The 22,462-nt window shown below is 42.1% G+C and carries 12 protein-coding genes; 8 read left to right on the forward strand and 4 right to left on the reverse strand.

What is annotated here, in order from left to right; translation table 11 throughout:
* Positions 1–60: 60 nt before the first annotated feature.
* The 7 genes from HUW51_RS24190 to HUW51_RS24220 all read left to right on the forward strand — a co-directional run bounded on the left by HUW51_RS24190 (position 61) and on the right by HUW51_RS24220 (position 14,291).
* Positions 61–3,486, forward strand: coding sequence for a TonB-dependent receptor (locus HUW51_RS24190; protein WP_185272147.1), 3,426 nt, complete (start codon positions 61–63; stop codon positions 3,484–3,486).
* A gap of 26 nt (positions 3,487–3,512) precedes the next feature.
* A complete protein-coding gene (locus HUW51_RS24195) occupies positions 3,513–5,111 on the forward strand; it encodes a RagB/SusD family nutrient uptake outer membrane protein (RefSeq protein ID WP_185272148.1) in 1,599 nt (532 codons plus the stop codon).
* 117 nt (positions 5,112–5,228) lie between these two features.
* Positions 5,229–8,318 (forward strand): PQQ-dependent sugar dehydrogenase, encoded by a 3,090-nt coding sequence (locus HUW51_RS24200; protein ID WP_185272149.1) that lies wholly within the window; start codon positions 5,229–5,231, stop codon positions 8,316–8,318.
* A 38-nt stretch (positions 8,319–8,356) separates the two neighbouring features.
* Positions 8,357–9,586: a nucleoside permease gene (locus HUW51_RS24205; protein WP_185272150.1), complete on the forward strand. Its 1,230-nt coding sequence runs from the start codon at positions 8,357–8,359 to the stop codon at positions 9,584–9,586.
* 135 nt (positions 9,587–9,721) lie between these two features.
* Positions 9,722–10,804, forward strand: a complete 1,083-nt coding sequence (locus tag HUW51_RS24210; protein WP_185272151.1) for a Gfo/Idh/MocA family protein — start codon at positions 9,722–9,724, stop codon at positions 10,802–10,804.
* Between the two features lie 104 nt (positions 10,805–10,908).
* On the forward strand, positions 10,909–11,958 hold the full coding sequence (locus HUW51_RS24215; RefSeq protein WP_185272152.1) for a Gfo/Idh/MocA family protein: 1,050 nt from the start codon (positions 10,909–10,911) through the stop codon (positions 11,956–11,958).
* A 581-nt stretch (positions 11,959–12,539) separates the two neighbouring features.
* Positions 12,540–14,291 (forward strand): lysophospholipid acyltransferase family protein, encoded by a 1,752-nt coding sequence (locus HUW51_RS24220; RefSeq protein ID WP_185272153.1) that lies wholly within the window; start codon positions 12,540–12,542, stop codon positions 14,289–14,291.
* Positions 14,292–14,714: 423 nt separating this feature from the next.
* Here HUW51_RS24220 and HUW51_RS24225 read toward each other — a convergent pair whose 3' ends face one another.
* Positions 14,715–16,178: a calcineurin-like phosphoesterase C-terminal domain-containing protein gene (locus HUW51_RS24225; RefSeq protein WP_185272154.1), complete on the reverse strand. Its 1,464-nt coding sequence runs from the start codon at positions 16,176–16,178 to the stop codon at positions 14,715–14,717.
* Between the two features lie 556 nt (positions 16,179–16,734).
* Between HUW51_RS24225 and HUW51_RS24230 the strand changes: the two genes are divergently transcribed.
* Complete coding sequence (locus HUW51_RS24230; RefSeq protein ID WP_228466889.1) at positions 16,735–17,955, forward strand: alkaline phosphatase family protein; 1,221 nt, start codon at positions 16,735–16,737, stop codon at positions 17,953–17,955.
* A gap of 109 nt (positions 17,956–18,064) precedes the next feature.
* Here the strand turns inward: HUW51_RS24230 and HUW51_RS24235 are convergent, their stop codons facing one another.
* From HUW51_RS24235 to HUW51_RS24245, 3 genes are all read right to left on the reverse strand, one after another.
* Positions 18,065–18,514, reverse strand: coding sequence for a hypothetical protein (locus tag HUW51_RS24235; RefSeq protein ID WP_185272156.1), 450 nt, complete (start codon positions 18,512–18,514; stop codon positions 18,065–18,067).
* Positions 18,515–18,878: 364 nt separating this feature from the next.
* Complete coding sequence (locus HUW51_RS24240; protein WP_185272157.1) at positions 18,879–19,760, reverse strand: T9SS type A sorting domain-containing protein; 882 nt, start codon at positions 19,758–19,760, stop codon at positions 18,879–18,881.
* On the reverse strand, positions 19,682–22,414 hold the full coding sequence (locus HUW51_RS24245; protein ID WP_185272158.1) for a GEVED domain-containing protein: 2,733 nt from the start codon (positions 22,412–22,414) through the stop codon (positions 19,682–19,684). The genes HUW51_RS24240 and HUW51_RS24245 overlap by 79 nt, the downstream gene beginning before the upstream one ends.
* Between the last annotated feature and the right edge of the window lie 48 nt (positions 22,415–22,462).

Below are 22,462 nucleotides of genomic sequence, written 5' to 3' on the forward strand. Positions count from 1 at the left end.
AATCGACTCTTTCAGAGTGGAACGCTTCCTTATTTCTATCCACCCAAACCATTTTTAATTATGAAGCTTGTTATTTTACTAACAGTTATCTGTCTGCAGGTAAGTGCTAGAGCAGTTTCACAACAAATCACCATTTCGGAGAATAATATTTCTTTAGAAAAGGTATTTAAATCATTACGGAAGCAAACCAACTATTCTTTTTTCTACAAAGTTGATTTACTACAAAAAGCCCGGCCAGTAAATCTGCACCTTAAAGAAGTAACCTTGGAAGAAGCTTTAGAAAAATGCTTCGAAAACCAACCCTTTACTTATGAAATTTTAAATAAAACGGTTGTAATCAAACCCAAAGAAGTAAGTAAACCTGAAACCCAAAATTCAGCCTCTAAAGCCAGTGTAGATGTAACCCTTACCGGAAAAGTAACTTCCGAGTCTGGGGAGCCTTTAATTGGGGTAACGGTAGTGCTAAAAGGCACCTCCACAGGAAGCAGTACGGATGTTTCTGGCAATTACTCGTTAGTTGTACCTGATAATAAGGGCACTCTGGTTTTCTCTTACATTGGTTTTCTATCGAAAGAAGTTGTTATAGGTAATGCAACTACCCTTAATGTAACATTAGCCCCGGATGTAAAAGCTTTAAGCGAGGTGGTAGTAGTTGGTTATGGTACAGTAGAAAAGAAAGAAATAACGGGAGCTGTTAGTAGCGTAAGTGGCAACGAAATAAAAAATATGCCAGTTAGAAGTGCTTCTGATGCCCTGCAGGGAAAAGCAGCTGGTGTAATGGTAACGCAAAGCAGTGGCAGCCCAGGCTCTATGGGCGTTGTTCGCATTAGAGGTATTGGTTCTGTAAACGGCAGTAATGATCCTTTATATCTGGTAGATGGGTTACCACAAAGTAGCATTGGGTGGTTAAACCCTAATGATATTGAATCGATGGACATTCATAAAGATGCCTCGGCCGCAGCTATTTATGGCTCCCGGGCATCGAATGGGGTAGTTATTATCACAACAAAAAGAGGAAGCAAAACAGAGCGTCCAATAAGTGTTTCGTATGATGCTTATTATGGATTTCAATCGGCATGGAAAAGGCCGCACATGCTTAATGCTGAAGAATTTATAGAATATAAAAACCGGGCTGCTCAGGCAGTAAATGCGCCGCTTCCTTCTCATTTTTCTACTCCGGCCCGCATTGATGAAGTATTACGTTTTGTTAATGCCAACTCAGGTCCTGGTGGCAACGATTGGTGGGCAAAAATTATTGACAACCAAGCGCCCTTGCAAAACCATAACCTTTCTTTTTCTGGCGGCAGTAAAAATCTAGGCTATTCTTCTTCTTTAGGCTACATGGACCAGAAAGGTATTGTAAAGGGCTCCGATTATAACCGGATTTCCTGGCGTACTAATCTGGATGCCCAGTTATCAGAAAGAATAAAGTTCGGTACTAACTTCGCTATAGTTTATGAAAGCCGCCGGAATATTGATGAGAACAACCCTTATACGGGTACCATCTTTAGTGCAATGACTGCTGATCCAATCACTCCGGTTTATCGCAATAATTTAAAAGAGGTGCCCTCTTTCATGGAAAACATTCTGGATGGGTACGAGGCCAATAACCCATTCTCACAGTATGCCGGGGTTTTATACTCCAACAAACCTAACCCGGTGGCTCAGATAGAAAGAATGCGCCAAAGCATTTGGGAAGGAATTAACTTTAAAGGTGGGGCCAATGCAGAATTTAAAATTCTGGATCCGCTGGCTTTTCGAAGTAATTTTGGTTTAGATATCCGGCGGGATTTATCTCGCGGATTTACGCCCCGCTACGATTTAGATCCGGAAGAGAGAAGCGTTTTAAATTCAATTAGTAATTATTCCTGGTGGACCAATTACTTTATTTGGGAAAACACCTTAACCTTCGACCGAACCTGGGGAAACCATCATGTGACAGCTTTAGCCGGTGGGTCAGCAGAACTTACCAAGGCCTTAGAATACGGAGCCTCCAAGCAAGGTTTAGTGAATAACGACGAAGATATGCGCATCATAAATGCCGCAACTATCAACCCGGGCGCATCTGGGTTTTCCGGATCTAATTCCCTGGCTTCTTACTTTGGTCGTATTAGTTACAATTTTGCTGATAGATACATTTTAACCGCTAATATTCGTCGCGATGGCACTTCCCGATTTGCTAAAGAGAACCGCTGGGGCACCTTCCCCTCCGTTTCCGGAGCCTGGCGGTTTACGGAAGAAGAGTTTTTACAAGCTGTAATCCCAGCCTGGTTTAACAGCGGGAAATTAAGAGGCAGTTATGGCTTAATTGGCAACCAGAATATTGGGAGCGGAGCCTATCTTTCTACATACGGAAATACCAGCCGCTATTTATTTGGCGATGTTAATACGGCTTATTTAGGCGCCGGTCGCACCTCTATTGGTAACCCTAACTTACAGTGGGAAACATCTAAACAGGCCGATATTGGTTTAGAATTAGATTTCCTGAACGGAAAAATCGGGTTTGTGGCCGATTACTTTAACAAGCAAGTAGATGACATGCTGATGATTGTACCACTGCCTACTACCATGGGCTATCCTAATTTCCCGTGGTCGAACGCTGGAAGTATGGTTAACAAAGGTTGGGAGTTCCAGATATCTCATAAAAATAAATTAGGCGCCTTTAATTATAGCGTGCTGGCCAACATTTCTACGTTCAAGAATGAGGTACTTACATTAGGAGGTGGTGAACCCATCTACTCCACTGCCCATTTAGGAGAAACCATAACCAAAACCGAAGAAGGCATGCCGGTGGGTTATTATTTTGGTTGGCTTACCGATGGCATTTTTCAGACCCAGGAAGAAGTAAACAATAGTCCGCAAAAAGGTCTTTCTACTCCCGGTGACCTGCGCTTTAAAGATATAAATGGTACCGATGCCAACGGCCGGATAATACCCGGGCCAGATGGTATCTTAAATGCCAGTGACCGGACTTTGATCGGCAACCCTTGGCCAGATTTTGTGTATGGCCTTACCTTAAATGCAGCTTATAAAGGCTTCGATGTCAATTTATTTTTCCAAGGTTCGCAGGGTAATGATGTCATGAATATTCTGCGATACGATACCGAAGCAGGTACTGGCTGGTATAATGCGCCTAAGGGATTTCTGGACAAAGCTTGGAATGGCCCTGGTAGTACGAACGAACACTATAAGGTTTCTCAGAATGCAGGACTTAACACCAATGTGTCGAATTATTTTGTTGAAGATGGTTCTTACCTGCGTTTAAAGAATATTCAGATCGGCTATAACCTGCCCGCAAAGTGGCTTAACCAAGCAAGAGACCAACAACTCCGGTTTTTTGTGGGCGCTCAGAACTTGTTAACCTTTACCAAATACTCCGGGTTAGACCCCGAAATCGGGTCTTATGATCCAAAGCTTACCGGCATCGATCAAGGGTATTATCCACAAGCCAGAACGTTTATGTTCGGGGTAAATGCTAAATTTTAAAAATTTTTAAAATTAGGAATATCGTTATGAAAAAGCTGACATATATAATAACCTTATGTTTTTCTTTAGTCTGGACTGCATGTTCAGACGACTTTCTGGATCAACCACCTCTGGGTAATCAAACAGATGAAAATTTTTATTCTTCATCCGATGCAGGCTATAAAACATTGCTTAATGTTTACTTGGGTTTTTATGATTTTTGGGGATATCAGGCGGCCCGGGCTGAATTAGGCAATATGGCCACCGATGATAGTGACAAAGGCGGCTCTGATGCAGGAGACAGGCCATTTGTAACAGACCTGGGCTTTGGGCGCGCCTTATCTAATAACGAAACCCTGCAAGGTTTTTGGGCTGCGTGCTACAAAGCTATCGGAAATAGCAACATTGCCTTAGAAAAGCTAACCGTTACCCCGCTCCTGGATGCGCAAGGCAACCCATTAGCGGAAGAAGTAAAGCAACGCTATTTAGCAGAAATTCGGTTTTTAAGAGCTTACTTTTATTTAGATTTAGTCCGGACTTTTGGTGGTGTTCCTTTAATAACAAAAACCTTATTAGTAGAAGACAGAACTTCGATTAAACGGGCTACGGCCGAAGAAGTATTTGCTTTTATTGATGAAGAGTTAACAGCTGTTGCGAATGAGCCAAACTTACCTTCCAGTAACGCAATACCTGCTTCAGAACTAGGAAGGGTTACTAAAGAAGCAGTTTGGGCCTTACAAGCCAGAGCTTATTTGTTTTTTGCAAAAGATAATAAGGACTTATACCCCAAAGCAAAAGATGCGGCTAAAAAAGTAATAGATTCTAAAGCATTTGCATTACATCCGCAGTACCAAGAAATATTTTTACAGGACGGGTACAAAACCAAAGAAGCTGTTTTTTCCATTATAATGGGCGATAATCCGGCTGCATTTATTTATGGCAGCACCATTCCCGTTTATACTTCGCCGCGTGGCACCACTGGTGGCTGGGGATTTGATGTACCAACGCAAGACTTAGTGAATGAGTTTGAGGAAGGCGATCCGCGTTTATTATACTCGGTACTAAGTCAGGGAGATATTTTCCCCAAAAGCGGTTCCGGACAGGAAGTTTTAGACTTTTCTGCTTATCCTAACAACGGTTACCATAACCGCAAGGTTTATCTTCCGGAGTCACGGCGTGGTCAGGGTTGGGGAAACGATGCCTGGACGTATCATCCAATCCGGTACGCCGATGTATTATTAATGTATGCGGAGGCTTTGATAGAAAGTGGCGGAGACAGACAAGAAGCCGCTAATTACATAAACATGGTTAGACAACGCGCCAGTAATTCCCGCAGAGAAGATGTAGAAGCCATTAAACGCTTAATAGAAATACCCAATGTACCCTTGGCCGAGGTTAAAGTTTCTGATGATTTGCAGAAAGCTTTACGCCATGAAAGAAGAGTGGAGCTGGCGTTAGAATATCACCGGTTATATGACCTTATCCGATGGGGATTATTGGCCAAAACCATGAATGAATATTCCAACAAACCTGGTTCTAATGGGAAAGGCGCTAATTTCAAGAAAGGAATAAATGAAGTGTTTCCTATTCCCCAAATTGAAATAGAACGTTCGGGAGGATCTATCGTGCAAAACCCGGGTTATTAACCCTCCCATGTAGCTGCCTGAGGATAAGGAGAGAAAATTTTATATTATTTCTTCTTATCCTTGGGTATAGCTTACTATTTTTAAAAGCATCTATTAGCAGCAGTTTATTAACTTAATATGAAATTAAGTCTTATTATTGTATCCTTATTTATTTGCCTTTCCGCGTGTAATTCCACCTCTAAACGTTCGAAAACGAATATACTTCTACATACAGAAGCGGGCGGAGCAAAATTTGAAAAATCGTTATCACAGACCGTTGAAAAAGCAGGCTGGCACTATACCAAGGCACCTGATTTAAATTATTTTCAAGAAGATTCGCTCCAGCAATACAGCAGTATTTTTGTTGACTTTTCTACTCTTAATAAATTAGATTATAAAGCAATAAATGCCTTAAAGCGCTATTTAGAAGCCGAAGGGGGAGGAATTGTGGCGATAAAGGATACCTTGCTCACCCAAAAAGAATGGCCTTGGCTCCAAGCCTGGAACGAGTTGCCTACTGGAGTAGACCAGAAACAAGATGCAGGAAATTTAAAAATTTTAAATCAGGATTTTACCGGCGATGATTTACAAAAGTCTTTGGCCTACGCAATTGGCAATAATAGATTGCCTGATTACAGTAAAGCTACTACGCTGGCAGTACCAGAGGCAAGTCGATATACGTATCAGGTATTAGCCCAAGGTTTAGACGAACCCATGCAGTTGGCAATACTTCCTAATAACGATGTTTTGTTTGTAGAGCGGAAAGGGGCAGTTAAACTTTACAGTGCTACAAAAAACCAAACCGAGACAATAGCAAATTTTGATGTATTTAGTGGTATTGAGGATGGTTTGTTAGGCGCAGCACTTGACCCGGATTTTAAAAATAATAATTGGGTTTACTTTTATTATGCAGTAGCCGGAGATAAAGCTATTAACCGTTTATCCCGGATGGAGTTAAAAGAAGGTAATCTGCTGCGAGCTACTGAAAAAACCTTATTAGAAATTCCTACCCAAAGGCAATACTGCTGCCATTCTGCGGGATACATTCAATTTGGCCCCGATGGTTTGCTCTATCTTTCTACGGGAGATAATACCAATGCCGAAGAAACGGAAGGCTACATTCCCATTGATGAGCGCCCCGGAAGAGCCCTGGCCGATGACCAGGCAACAGCTGCCAATAGTAATGATTTAAGAGGAAAGATATTAAGAATAAAGCCAGAGCCAAACGGCACCTACTCCATTCCGGAAGGTAATTTATTTCCTAAAGGAACACCGAAGACCAGACCCGAAATTTATACCATGGGCCATCGTAATCCATACCGTTTTACCGTGGACATGAAAAACAACTATGTTTATTGGGGCGATATAGGTCCCGATACCAAAGTACCCTCTTCGGAAGGGACATTGAGTTTTGATGAAGTAAACCAGGCTAGAAAACCAGGCTTTTTCGGTTGGCCTTATTTCTTAGGCAACAACGAGGCCTTTCCTTATTACGACTTTGCCACCAAGAAAGAAGGCCCTAAGTTCAATCCTTCCGTACCAATTAATAACTCTCCTAATAATACCGGCATTAAAAATCTACCACCCGCCCAACCAGCCATGATTTGGTACGGAGATGGCAATTCAAAAAAATTTCCTTTGGTGGGTAAAGGAGGTGAAAGTGCCATGGCTGGCCCGGTTTATTATTCTGATTTATTTGCGGATGCACCATTTAAGTTGCCCCCCTATTATGATGAAAAGCTTATTATCTATGATTGGGTAAGGCGCTGGTTTATGGCTGTAACCTTTGATAAAGATAAAAACTTTTTACGTATGGAGCCATTCCTGGATCATCTTCCGTTTAATGCTCCCACTGATATAAAGTTTGCAACGGATGGTGCCATCTATATTCTGGAGTATGGAACAAATTGGTTTGCCAAGAACACAGATGCACAACTAATCCGAATTGAATATTCTGAAGGAAATCGTAAGCCCTTAGCCAAAATAAATACCAGTAATTTGTATGGAGCAGCTCCTTTCAAATTGCAACTTTCTGCTGCTGATTCCAAGGATTTTGATAAAGAGGATTCTTTAGAATACAAATGGTTAATAGAAGGAAAAGAATTAAAAGGAGAAAATATTTCGCACACCTTTAATAAACCAGGCGTTTACAAGGTGGCTTTAACCGTAACCGACAATCATGAAGAAACCGGCACCTCGAATGTAGAAATTAAAGTGGGCAATGCTCCACCAGTTGTTGATATTATAACAGCCGCTAATCAGAGTTTTTACTGGAACAATACTGTATTAGACTATAAAGTACAAGTAAGCGATAAAGAAGATCAACGGATAGATACTAGTAAAGTTAATATTAGTTTAAATTTCCTCCCCCGCGGAAAAGATATTGCAGTTGCTTTGACCAATCCGCAAACTTCCAATAACCTGCAATTTGTTAAAGGCCAGTATTTATTAAATAATCTGGATTGTAAAGCGTGTCATTCTGTAAATCAGGTATCAGTAGGACCTGCCTATTCTGCTATTGCAGCAAGGTATACTGGAAAGGCGGAAATGGTTGATAAATTAGCGCAAAAAGTTATAAAAGGCGGAAGTGGTAACTGGGGCAAAAGAATGATGTCTTCGCATCCGGATTTGGCGGCTGAAGATGCCAAAGAAATCGTGAACTATATCCTGTCCTTAAACCAGGGCAATCAATCACTCCCGATGCAGGGAGCCGTGACACTGAAAGACCATCTTGGCAAAGGTAATGAGGGCTCTTATCTATTAATGGCCAATTATACCGATAAAGGCGCAAATAAAATAGAACCGCTTTCGGCACGCAGTTATATAACCTTACGCAATCCTTTGGTGCAAATTGAAGATTATGATGGCGGTAATATTACCCTCAGAACGGTTACTACCGAATTTCTCACTTACTCCAGTGTACGGCATGGGAATTTTGTAAAATTTAATCAAATAGATTTTACAAACCTGAAGAATATAAAATACCGGTTGTTTAAACGAGGCGTTGGTGGAAAAATTGAAGTACGTTTAGGTAAAATAGATGGACCTCTTGTGAGTACAATTTCTATTCCGGCGGGTCAGGCAGCCGATGAAAAAACTGGATGGACCGAAATGGTAGCTTCTTTAAAAGAGACAAAAGGAAAACATGATCTATTTTTAATTTTTGCTAAAGAGAAGGACACTTCAAGCAATCTCTTCGACATCGACTGGCTTTATTTTTCTAATTAAGAGTAAACGGCTGTTTTTCTATCCTCTAAAAATAGATTATGAAATTCTCTATTAGAATACGCTTGTCCATACTCATGCTGCTCGAGTACTTTGTATGGGGTGCTTGGTACGTTACCATGGGCACTTATCTATTAACGTCCTTAAAGGCAGATGCTATTCAGGTTGGTACGGCTTACGCCAATCTTTCTATCGCCGCTATTATTTCCCCCATATTTATTGGCCTGATTGCCGATCGTTTTTTTTCTGCGCAAAAAGTATTGGGATTATTGCATTTACTGGGCGCTTGCACCCTGTATTATATTAGTACCGTAAAGCATTTCGAGGAGTTCTGGTGGCTGATACTTTTATATACGCTGCTGTACATGCCTACTATGTCGCTGGCAAATGGTATATCTTTCTCCCAGATGAAAGATCCTGGCAAAGAGTTTCCTTCTGTTCGCGTGTTAGGCACGGCCGGTTGGATTGCCGCGGGTCTTTTAATTGGGTTTATGGATATGGAAGGATCATCTCTTACTTTTCGCATAGCGGCGGCATGTTCTTTGGTGTTAGGTGTTTTTAGTTTTTTCCTGCCCCATACTCCTCCCCAAAAAAGAAGCGCCAGCTTATCCTCCATTTTAGGATTAGAGGCGTTAGTTCTTTTCAAAGACCGATCATTTATTGTTTTCTTTCTTACTTCTATTGCGGTTTGTATACCGCTGGCATTTTATTACAACTTCACCAATCCGTTCTTAAATGACTTGGGCGTGAAAAATGCCGCCGGTATCATGACTCTTGGTCAGGCTTCCGAATTTCTTTTTATGTTATCAATGCCTTTATTTTTTAGCAGGTTTGGAATAAAGAAAATGATGCTTTTGGGCATTTTTGCCTGGATAATCCGGTATATGCTTTTTGCATTTGGCAATAATGAAACAGAAGCTTGGATGTTATACAGCGGGATTATTTTACACGGAATTTGCTATGATTTCTTTTTTGTAACAGGTCAGATTTATATTGATAGAAGAGCGGAACAATCCATCCGGAATGCAGCCCAAGGCATGATCACCTTTGCAACTTACGGCATCGGGATGTTAATAGGGTCTTATATTTCGGGCTTTGTAACCGAAAAGTTTGTCTCTCCCAAAGGCAGCCTCTTAAATTATGATTGGCAATCCGTGTGGCTAAGTCCCGCTACCATCGCCATGGGGGTAGGACTGTTATTTTTAATTTTTTTTAGAGAAAAAACAATCCAGTCAATCAGCCAAAAAAGGGCGATTAAAACACCGGTTTAAGTTGCATTATAATAAGCACCCGGTTTGTGGTACTTATTGCCTATTCTATATTCCTGACTAATCATCATTCCCGAATAGTTAAAAACTATAGCGGGTTACTTAATAATTTTTTAACCTAGTATATCACATTTTTTTATGTTTAATAACACAGAACGTTTACGTATCCTGGTTGTGGGATGCGGCAACATGGGAGCATCGCATGCCTGGTCTTATCATACCTTAGACGGATTTGAAATTTGCGGCCTGGTTTCTACCGGTAAAAGCAAAGAAGTTTTAAACCAGAAGCTAGGTGGCGGCTATCCCTTATTTAATAACTTCGAAGAGGCGTTGAAAAATACAAATCCTGGGGCTGTTTGTATTTCTACGTATCCCGATACCCATGAAAGTTACGCCATTAAAGCACTGGAAGCAGGTTGTCATGTATTTATAGAAAAACCTTTAGCCAACTCCGTCGCAGGAGCCGAACGCGTGGCTCAGGCAGCCAAAAAAGCTAAAAAGAAGTTAGTAATAGGCTACATTTTACGTCATCATCCTTCCTGGGAACGCTTTATCCAATTAAGTCAGGAACTGGGTAAACCGCTGGTTATGCGGATGAATCTGAACCAACAAAGCCACGGCGATAAATGGGCTGTTCACTGCAATTTAATGAAAAGCCTGAGCCCAATTGTTGACTGCGGTGTGCACTATATTGATGTCATGTGCCAAATGACACGTTCTAAACCAATGCAGGTGAGTGCTATTGGGGCACGGCTAACGGATAAGATTCCCGCTGGAAATTACAATTATGGCCAATTACAAATTAGATTCGAGGATGGGTCTGTGGGCTGGTACGAAGCGGGCTGGGGGCCAATGATCAGTGAAACCGCTTTTTTTGTAAAAGACGTGATTGGGCCCAGAGGTTCTGTATCCATTGTGGCCAAAGAGGCAGGAGCAAATGGAAATTCCGATTCTATTGAGGCGCATACAAAAACAGAATCACTGCGCTTTCATCATGCCGAACTCAATAAAGAAGGTCAATTCCAGAAAGAAGATCAATGGATAAACCTCGAAGACGAACCCGACCATCAGGAGCTTTGTAATCGGGAACAGCGCTTTTTCTTAAAATCTATACAGGAAGATATGGATTTGAGCGACCACATCCAGGATGCCATTAATAGTTTGCGAATAGCATTTGCCTGTGATGAATCTGTAAGAACCGGCCAAGTAATTACCTTATAAAAATTTAAAATTACTTCTTTGGCCGGGTGTTTCATTCCGGAATCACTTATAGAAAGAAGGGTTGTTTAATCTATGGCAACAGCCATATTAGTAAAAATAGCTTAATGAAGAAACATACTAATCGCCGTAAATTTTTAAAAATTACCACCGTTGCCGGTATTGGACTGGCTGTTACCAAAAATGCCTTATATGCCAAAGAATCCGTAGCAGCAGAAACCAAAGTCGGAATCATAGGTTTAGATACAGAGCATAGCGTAAAGTTTACGCAAGCTTTAAATGACCCGAACAAAGGCGCTGACTTAGCAGGTTTCCGGGTTGTTGCCGCATACCCGAAAGGCAGCAACGACATTGAATTTAGTTTAAAGGTGATGCCAACTTTTACGGCAGAAATGAAAAAGATGGGTATCGAGATTGTTGATTCTATCGATGCCCTACTTTCAAAGGTAGATGTGGTATTGTTAGAAACTAATGATGGCCGGTTGCATTTAGAACAAGCTTTGCCCGTAATTAAGGCGGGCAAGCCGCTTTTCATAGATAAGCCAATTGCAGCCTCCTTAGCCGATGCTTTGTCCATTTTTGAGGCCGCTGCGCAACACAAGGTACCTGTATTTTCGGCGTCTTCTTTAAGATACATGGATAGTGCCCAGCAAATTGTGAAGGGAAAAATAGGTAAAGTTATGGGAGCCGATACGTATAGTCCTGCCGTAATAGAAAAAACCCACCCTGATCTATTCTGGTATGGTGTTCATGGTGTAGAAGCGCTCTTCACTGTGATGGGTACTGGCTGCAAGAGTGTACAGCGATATTACACCGAAGGCACGGATGTAGTAGTTGGCCTCTGGGAAGATAACCGTATCGGAACATTTAGAGGTATACGAACAGGCGCCCAGGATTTTGGAGGAAATGCCTTCGGAGAAAAAGGAATTGCTGTTGTTGGCCCTTGGGAAGGCTACAGATCCTTGGTTGTAGAAATAGTAAAGTTTTTTCGTACAGGCCAGGCGCCAGTAAGTTCGCAGGAAACTTTAGAGATATTCGCCTTTATGGAAGCAGCCGAAGAAAGCAAAAATAACGGAGGTGCCGCAGTAAGCTTGGCGAGTGTAATGCAAAAAGCACGAAAACCCAAAAACAGGCAAAAAGGTGTTTCTAAAAAATAATATCATTTAAGTAGTAAGGCTTCTGCGGCCTAAGCCTTACTAAATCTTTCTTAGATAATATTATTTAACTTCCTGTTCTTTCTAGCTTTGTCCATAATTTTTCAAGAATCTAACCAGTTACCTACTGGTTAGATTCTTCTGTAATTTTTTAAATTTTTCAGAATAACGGGATAGAAAAAATCAGCTTATTTCTTCTCCCAACCATTTATTCCGGAAGAATCTATTTGGCTATATCGCGAAATAGTTTCTTTCGGAATAACCCAAATAAATAAGTAAAATCACCCGCAACCTATTATGTTATAGCTACGATTACGGCTATTGGCTGTTTGTATTAGATAGGTGCTTCCCTTAAACAGTAGTTAAATACTATTTCCATTTCCCCTGAAAATTTTAATTTTTTAAATTTTCTTATTTCTGGGACTCTTCCCTTACATAACCGTGTCTATTTAACAATTTCAGTCTAATACTAACTAGAAACCTTCATAATCAAATAATAAACAGGTAATAATAAAATAATACTGATAAAGCAAATTGGCCCGGAAGGATTTAAAAGAAATCTACATTAAAGCACCAGGTTGTAAATGGAAATACTATCCACCGAAGAATTTGCCAAATCAAATACTTTTTTAAAAAAAGGGATCAGCTACTTAAATCCGTGGCTGATGCGCTTGCTGCAACTAGACCAAATAAATCAAATTTACCAGCAATCCAGCACCCTGCACGGCTTACCTTTTGTGGATTCTATTCTGGAGAAATTGCAGGTTCAGTACGAAATAGAGCCGCGGGAGCTTGCCCGCATTCCAACCCAAGGGGCGTTTATTGCTATTGCCAACCACCCTTACGGCGGTTTAGATGGTTTGCTACTTTTAAAGATACTCGCCACCATCCGGCCCGAATTTAAGCTCTTAGCTAATCCAATTTTAAAAAAGCTGCCCAATATGGAAGAGTTTTTTATTCCGGTTAATCCTTTTAAAACGGCCAACCAAAACCACGTGCCCGGTGTCCGGAAAGCCTTGCGTTTGCTCCAGAACGATGTACCAATTGGCATGTTCCCGGCCGGAGAAGTTTCCAGTTGGCAAACAAACACCCGGAAAGTGATGGATCCGGAATGGCATGCCGGATTGGCAGGTTTGATTAACAAGGCCCGCGTACCGGTGGTACCTATTTACTTTAGCGGCGGTAATAGTTTGTATTTTAATTTATTGGGCTTTTTGCATCCTTTTTTGCGCACCTTGCGGCTACCCGCCGAATTATTAAATAAAGAAGGTATAAACGTTAAAATACGGATTGGCAAACCCCTTACTTACGCCGAACTTATCCGTCTGCCGCAAACCGAATTGTTACCTTTTCTGCGCGCGAAAACCTATGCCTTAGGAACCAGCTTTTTTAAAAAAAGTTATTATGGACTACCTAAGCTACCATTTCCCACCGCTAAAACTTTGGTTCCGGAAACTGATGCTACTTTAATTCAACAGGATATTGACCAGCTTAACACTAAAAACCTGTTATTCACGCACCAGCACTACCGTGTGTATCTGGCCTCCAGCGCCCAAATACCACACGTTTTACGGGAAATTGGCCGCTTGCGCGAAATTACTTTCCGGGAAGTAGGCGAAGGGACCAACCAAGAAACTGACCTGGATGCTTTTGACCAGCACTACGAACACTTATTTTTGTATGATACCCGCACCCGCTTAATTATTGGGGCTTACCGGCTGGGTCATGGCAAAGAAATTTTTCAGCAGTTTGGCAAACAGGGTTTTTATCTGCACTCGCTTTTTAAAATTAAAAAGCATTTTATTCCCATTCTGGAGCGATCGCTGGAGTTAGGTCGTTCTTTCGTCCGAGCGGAATACCAAAAGCAAACCCTGCCTTTGCTACTGCTCTGGAAAGGCATTGCCCTGTATTTAGTTGATAAGAAACACTGTCAGTATTTACTGGGGCCCGTAAGTATCAGCGATTGTCTTTCTACTACGTCCAAGAGTATCATTGTTGAATTTATCCGGGAACATTTCTTTGATCATGATTTAGCGTCGCTGGTTGTGCCCCGGAAAAAGTTTCGCTACCGGCGTTCTTCTTATTATTCCGAAAATGTGCTGCACAAGAACATCCAATCGGTAAAATCACTCGACGAACTGATTGCCGAAATAGAACCTAAACACCTGCGGTTACCTATTTTATTAAAAAAATACCTGCAGCAAAACGCAAAAATCATTGGCTTTAACATCGACCCGAAATTTTCTAATTCGCTGGATGGTTTTCTGGTTATGTCGGTGCACGATTTATCGGATACCGCAAGGGCATTACTCGATCGCATTAGTTTGGAACACTAGTGCTTTCTGCTCAATTTTAATTGTAGAAGTATTGGTTGTATCAAAAAATTAATTTGTTATAAATTATACACTTTTGTACCCGCTTCAAATATTCAGATCAAATATTACCAATAAAAAACTCCCTTTCTAAAATAAGACTTAGAAAGGGAGTTTTTATGTGATTAAATTACTTAAACCAGTAAACCCAAACACCAAAAGTAAGATACTTGCTAAATAAAATCCTCTATTTGGTAAATATTTGGTAAATATTTGGTAAGTAGTTAAATAGAAGCAACAATTTCCAGTCTGGTTAGTGAAGCCCTTCTAAAGTTTCATTGTGCCATATTTCGCAAAGAAGCAAGCATATAGGATTGTGCATTTCCCCCTTGTTTTTAGCTTGCCTTTAGTGCGGTGGGATAAACATGGCAAAGCACCTGAAGGTATTTAAACTTTTAAGGTAATCGTTTCGGAATATTTATTTTGAAAACGGTCTGTTACTTCCACTTTAATCTCTTTAGCGTTGGCCGAAGGTTGCGCGGCAAATAAGTGATCGGTGAGTACGGGTTCGATTCCTTCTTGTTTTACCGGAAGTTTATCGCCTAGTTGTTGCTGCACTGCTAAAGGGTCATAACCGGTAAACTGAGTCATCGGGCCTTTTTTAACGCCGTCTTCGTACCACTCTACCTGCCATTTCGCATCCCAGTTCCAGACGTTCACAATTACATCGTTCGGCCGGTCGGTGGCGCTGCCTTTGGGGTATATACGCAACTGGTAATTCCGTTCTTGCCCGGTACCTTTATAATACCAGCTTAGTTCGTCGCCGTTTACTTCGTATACGCCGTAGCCGTTGGGTGTGCCATCCTGACAAATATCACCGCTCCACCAGGCGCCGCACACCGTGCCGTGGTTATGCTCCATTATATTATCTTTTTCCCAGGTTTCGCTATAATGGGTGTGGCCCGACAGAATGTGGGTTTTAAACGGTTGCAGTAATTTATACAAATGGTCGCGGTTGCTAACTACGCCACCAATAGGTTCTTCTTTGGCATTGTTTCTTTTCTGCGACCGGTTATTAGTAGGGATATGCAATGAAACCACCACGGTGCTGCCCGGCGTTACGAATTTTAAATCCTGCTCCAGCCAGTTTAACTGATTTTCGGTGAGGTAACCAATATACCGGTGCCCGGCACCCAGAAAGAATACATCATCGAGAACTACATAATGAATTTTGCCCTTGTTAAACGAGTAATACGTTGGCCCAAATAAAGATTTAAATTTTTTCTGCGATTGATCGTCGGTGCGGGCCGAGTAATCCATGTCGTGGTTGCCGATTACCTGAAAAAAAGGTGCCCCGGTAATTTCTACGGCTTTCATGTAATCCGTAAATAATTCAAATTTATCGAATATCAGGTCGCCGCAGCCAATGCCATGCACCGGCACATTACCCAGCGACTTAACCACCGCCGCCGTATCTGGCGCCGATTGGGTTACGAGCTTCTGGGCATCTTCTTCTTTTCTTATTTGCGGATCGGCCCACAGTATAAAGGCATGTTTTGTGTCATCCTGCTTGCTCTGAACCAAGTTAAAATCCACATTTTGCGTTTGTTTCGGAAGGGGTTGATAAAACCGGGCAATGCCTTTTTCGTGCGGAATCTGGTAACCCGAAGGCAAAGAAATAAAAACAAATTCGGCGTTGGAATGCGGCGATAAACGGTAATTGCCTTTGCTGTCGGTTTGAGTAACATTAAAACCATCGCTTACCACTACTTTAGCAATGCCTTTTCCGTTTTCGTGCACTTTACCCTGAATGGTGGCAGTTAGTGGCGGAGCAGCCAATAAGTTGGTAACGGGCAATGCGGTGGTAGCACCTACTAAACCTAAGCTTTTTAAAAAATTTCGTCTGAACATGTTTTTAGTTTTTAATGGCAGATAATAATTATAGCAATTAACCTGAAATCAGTAACAGAAATAATGGAGGCTGCCCGCCAATTTATTGCGGCAAATGCTTGGCAAGCCAAATTTCGTCGGGCAAATGTAGCTGGCCGCTACCAACGGTTTTAAAATCAAATTAAAATTTACAAAAGATTAACTTTCAGATTACTAAAATTTAAAAAAAACATAACAATCCTTTAATATCCGATTTTTGCTACTGATAAAAATGAATAAACCCGTTAAAAATCAAGGCCTAGTCTGCCAAGCGCAAAGATTATCTTAAACCAAGCCTACGCGCTAAGTGCCATGTTATAATAAGCTGGCTATACTAATTTTAGAATATCAAATAGAAGAGGCAAACTAACATATTTTTAAAATGCATTAACCGGAAACTCATAAACTTACCGAAATAAAGTACCGGGTAAGCCGTTAGGCTGTTTATTTAAAAAACTTAGCTTTGTAGCCAGTATAAAACTTAGTAAGTACCAAGGCAATCGTTACTTTCATGCATTTACATTTTATATACGTACTCGTGGCACTCCTTATTTGTACGGGGCCCAATACCAGCAACAAGGCAATTGCCCAAAACCGCCAGAAGAAAGCGGTATTTATTATTGTGGATGGTATTTCGGCGGATGTGCTGGAAAAACAAAACACCCCTAATCTAAATAAAATTGCGGCTTTGGGCGGCTACACCCGAGCCTACGTGGGTGGCCAACGAGGCGGCTATTCCGAAACGCCTACTATATCCGCCGTAGGTTATAATAGTTTACTAACCGGCACCTGGGTAAACAAACATAATGTTTGGGACAATGAAATTTCGGCTCCTAACTACTATTATCCTACTATTTTCCGGTTATTCAAAACGCAGTACCCCGAGAAAAAGACCGCTGTTTATTCTACCTGGCTCGATAACCGCACTAAATTAATCGGCGAAGGCTTGCCCCAAACGCGAAATTTGCAATTAGATTATCACATCGATGGCTTTGAGCTGGATACAATTCAATTTCCGCACGATAAAGAACACAACTACATCCACCAGATTGATGAACATGTAGCCAACGAAGCCGCCCGTTATATTCGCGCTGAAGCCCCGGACTTATCCTGGGTGTACCTGGAGTATCCCGACGATATGGGCCACCGCTACGGCGACGATGAAAAATTATACCAGGCTGTTGAAATAGCCGATAACCAGATCGGGCGCATTTGGCAGGCCATTGAACACCGCCAGCAAAACTACCCCGAAGATTGGCTCATCGTAATTACCACCGACCACGGCCGCGATGCCCAGGGCAAGCACCACGGCGGGCAATCAGACCGCGAACGTACCACCTGGATCACCACCAACGCCAAAGATTTAAACGCGCACTTTAAGCAGCAACCCGGTATTGTAGATATTATGCCTAGCCTGGCCCGTTTTTTAAAAATTTCTATTCCCCAACAAAATGAAATGGAAGTAGATGGCGTCTCTTTTATTGGTAATGTTTCTATTGTCAAACCCACTGCTTCAGTGCAAAATAATAAACTGGATATAAGCTGGCAGATTTTGGACCCAAAGGGAGATGTTAAAATTTGGGTAAGCACCACTAACAACTATAAAACCGGGGGCCAAGATGAATATAAGCTTATGAAAACAGTTCGCGTAAAAGACCAGAAAGCCACCATTAACTTAACTTCTAGGCCATCTAATTTTTACAAAATAGTACTGGAAGCCCCGTATAACATAGCTAATACCTGGCTGATAGTTAAATAACTTAGTGATTACAAGCCAATACCAAACTATAAAACCAAGAACGCCGGTATTAAGTACCGGCGTTCTTGGTTTGTAACTACAGGTTAGTTACTAATTTTAAAAATTAGTTTTAACAAACAGACTTTAACCATTCTTTAGCAACTGGTAATGATTGAAACGTACTAATTTGATTTTTAATGGCCAGACTAGTAGCTTCTAATGTTTGTTCGGTAGAGTATTGGCTGTACGGGTTAGGAGATTGAATCCAGGCCAAATAATTTAAGCCGGCCTCCGTAAGTTGCGGTAATAACTCGTCGGCCACATAATAACAGGCATCCAGCCACGGGCCTTTCACCTGGTGGTTATTATTTAAAATTTTACTGCAGTTTTTTTCTTTCAAAAAACCTAAAATTTTCTGACTCCCCTGTTGTATGGTATGTAAGTTTTGCGAACCTATCCAATCCACATAAATCCACTGATGCTCAGCATCATACCAAATCTCAACGTAATCAGAACAAAACAACAAATCTTTCGGTACCCGGGCGTTACTTCCTCGAATAGTATCCATTAAAACAACCATAAGCGTAGATTTAGAGCGTCGTAATTAGTTCATTATAAGTATTAATACTGTAAATATAAATTATTTGTTCTAATTAAACCACAATTTTTCTACGAAAAAGCCTAATAACTCATCCGTAATTATGCGCTTCAGTATTTTTCACATATTATTTTTTTATTTTTCTAAGGAAATCAGTAAAACAATAAACGTAATTCATTAAAAGTTAGATTTTTAAAAAAGCAAAGTTTAGAGATCTAGAATCAGGCTTATCTTGCTTCATCACTGGTATGCAACTACTACTAAATGTTGTATCGAAAAACAAAAAATCCCCATTCTTGCTGTTAGCAAGAATGGGGATTTTTTAAATTTTTAAAATTTTAAATAATTATTGCTGCAGAATAACTTTTTGCTGATAGCTTTTACCAGCGGTTGTTACCCGCACAATATACATTCCGGAACTCATTTGCCCGGAAGGTTGCCAGGTGTAGGTGTAGTGCTTGCCAGCTACAGCTTCGCCTTGGTACAGGGTAGCTACCTGCCGGCCAAGGCCATTATACAACTGCACTTGAACCGGCCCGGATTGCTCCGGAACAAAGCTTACGGTTAATTGATCTGCAAAAGGGTTTGGATAAGCGGTTAAACCAACAACGGCATTTTCTATCTGACCAAGCTTGTTTACAGGTGCCGCCGGCATGGCTGCTCCGGTATTTTGCGCTACGCTGTTAGCGTTTGGCATAATAGCATCCATTTTAATTAGCCAGTAATCACTGTTGCCGTAGCTGTTTTGTGTTTTATCGCCACTTATCCCTGATTCAGAGCGCCCACATAATAAATAATCGCTGTCGGCGGTTACCAGCACATTCCGGAGCTCTTCGGCCCCGCTACCACCAAAACGTCTATCCCATTGCTTGGTACCATCGCTGCTTGTTTTTACGACCCAGAAATCCGAATTTCCCTGGCTGCTCTGACTTTTATCGCCGCTGGCATTCGAAGAAGATTTACCGGCTAACAACAGGCTGCCGTCGGAGTTACGAACTACCGTCCGGAGTTCTTCGTCGCCACTGCCACCCAGGCGTTTATCCCACAGCTTCGTTCCGCTGCTGTTTACCTTCACCATCCAAAAATCTTTACCTCCCTGCGAAGCCTGGCTCTTATCTCCGTCTTTGCCGGAGGAGCTAAAACCAGCTATTAAATATTCATTGTTCGGTAAATTGCTAATAGAATACAGATGGTCGTCGCGGCTGCCCCCGTACCGTTTATCCCACAATTGATTGCCTTTTGCATCAGTCCGTACGAGCCAGAAATCTTCTCCACCTCTACCGGCCTGGCTTTTATTGCCGCTTTGCCCGGATAAAGATGCCCCCCTAGCAGAAATCCCCCGTCGCTGGTCAGCGCAAAGTTTTCCAGAACATCCGCTAAGTTACCGCCGTACCGCTTATCCCAGATTTTAGTACCCGCGTTACTCACTTTAACCAACCAGTAATCGCGACCACCTTGGCTTCCCTGGCTTTTATCGCCCCCAGCCGGCGAATCGCTGAAACCACCCAGCACATACTCACCCGAAGAAAGTTGAATAACTTTTTTCAGTTCGTCGTACCCGCTACCGCCAAAGCGTTTGTCCCATTGCTTCGCCCCGGAACTAGATATTTTTACAATCCAGTAATCGCGGCCACCGCGGCTCGCCTGACTTTTATCGCCGTTTAATCCCGATTCGGAGCTACCAGCCAGCAGATACCCCCCATCTTGGGTTTGAATAACCCGATTTAAATAATCGTGCCCGCTACCGCCGTACCGCTGATCCCAGAGTTTTTTACCGGCAGCATCTATTTTAATCACCCAATAGTCGTTGTTGCCTCTACCCGCCTGACTTTTATCGCCACTAATACCAGAGTTGGAATAGCCCGCCAATAAATAACCGCCATCGGTGGTTTTAATAGTTTCGGATAGCCCTTCGGTACCGGAGCCGCCATACCGTAAATCCCATTGGGTAGCTACCACAGCATTGGCAATGGTAATGGTATAATCTTCGGTTTCCCCTACTTCAAATGGCGAGCAAAACTCATCTTTCTGCACCATTTCGTAGTATTTAGCCCGTACCCGCATCCGGCGCTTACCGGTAGTGGCGGTTTTCGGAATAGTAATTTTGCCGTTATAAGTCACGCCAAATTCTGGATTAGGAGATTGGTATACAAATTCATCCGGATCATTAAAGTCGTTATCGTTGTTGTAATCAATCCAAACCCCAAAACCTTCGGGGTAGTACGCCCCGCCTTTCATACTGATGGTGTACGTTTGCCCCCGGTAAACCTGCGTGGTTAAAGAACCGGTTGGTGCGTAAGCAGTATAAGCATTTTTTTGCCCGTTACAACCTGAATTGGTATTGGTTAAGGTATTAAACCGGAAATCATTAATGTAATCGCTTTTGCACCCACCCGTTACCACCGGGGTACAATAGGTAGCCGACAAACTACCCGAAATAGCGTATTCGCCTAAAGAACTATAATCTGAATTAGCGCCTTGCTCGCCTTTAACGCCCGCCACATACAAATAATAAGTGCCCGCCGGGAGTAAAGGCGTTAATTCGGCCACTTGGTCCTGGGAGTTGTATGGCACGGTGGCTACGGTGGCGCCGCTGCTATTTTTAAGGGTGAGTAATAAATCTAAATTGGTGTACTCGGATGTGGGTTTTACCTGCAGGTTGATAGAACCACTCCCTACCGTAAACGAGAAAACATCCTGGTCGGATTGCGTGGTTATAATTCCTTTGTTATCGGAGGCCAACACCACTCCCGTGCTGGATGCTACCAATGGCCGGGCGTTGGCAGTAGAGTTTCCATGATCGTCGGTGCGGTAACCAAACCCGTTTTGGGTTGTAATTATTTTTAAATCGTCTTCCTTATTGTTAGCCTTGGCGTACTCGCCTTTACTCCACTGCACCTGGCTGCGGTAATAGCCTACACCCATAATAGGTGCCCAAGACTGTTGTCCTTCGTAATACTCTTCTGCCGGTGATGTTCTGCCATCGTGGCTTAGCCCTAAGGTATGGCCAATTTCGTGCGAACCAGCTTCGCCGGCGCCTTTAATGCCACTATTAAAAACCCAGCAAGGAGTATCATCGCCCCAGGTAAAAGAAGTTGGCCATGCTACGCCACCTGCCCCGGGATAGGCCACATCGGTAGGCGTAAAAATAACGCGCATGCGGCGGTTAGCCGGGGCATTTTTATACACCGTTTTACTGGTAGTTATATTAATTACAAAAGGCCGGTAATCTTCGCTGATTAACTTCCATACTTCTACTATTTCTGCCTGCGATAAATTAGCTGGTTTAGCATCAATTGCTTTTCCATCGTTCCAGTACGGATTAATTTCTTTACCGCCATCAAAATCAAGGTAAACAACCGCTTTGGCCCCAGGGAAACTTTGCAAATCCGGAATAGCGGCAGCAGCAAGGGCAGCTGTTTGGCTCGGTACCGTGGTAGTTTTACTTTTAAAAGGCTCGTAGTCAAAGCAAATAACTTTATCTATATCTACCTCTTGCAGATAAGCTGCGCCAGTAGAAGTGGAAGTATACTGGTAAGCTCTTTTTTCATCTTTTAAAACAACATATCCGAATAAGTTATTTTTACTCACTTTCAGAAAAAAACTATTGTTTTTACCTGTACCTGCAGAGCCCGTGAATAATTCACTTTCAGCTAGTTTGGCGGCGTTTTTCACCGACAAGAGCAAGGGGTGTTGACCAGGAATAACATAGCGGATATTATTAGCAGTAGCAGCGGTAAGCCGGGCTTTATTATTAGCTTTAAACGCCGCTTTTACCTCCTTAACCGAGCCTAGATAAATATTTTTAGCAGTTTGAGCTTGCAAGGACAAACTGCTCAGAAGACAACCTAATAAGAATAAACAAGGGTAAATTTTTTTCATATTATTTAAAAATCACGTGAAGGCAAAACTTAATAACCAATGGAACAA

The sequence above is a fragment of the Adhaeribacter swui genome (assembly GCF_014217805.1).
GTDB lineage: Bacteria > Bacteroidota > Bacteroidia > Cytophagales > Hymenobacteraceae > Adhaeribacter > Adhaeribacter swui.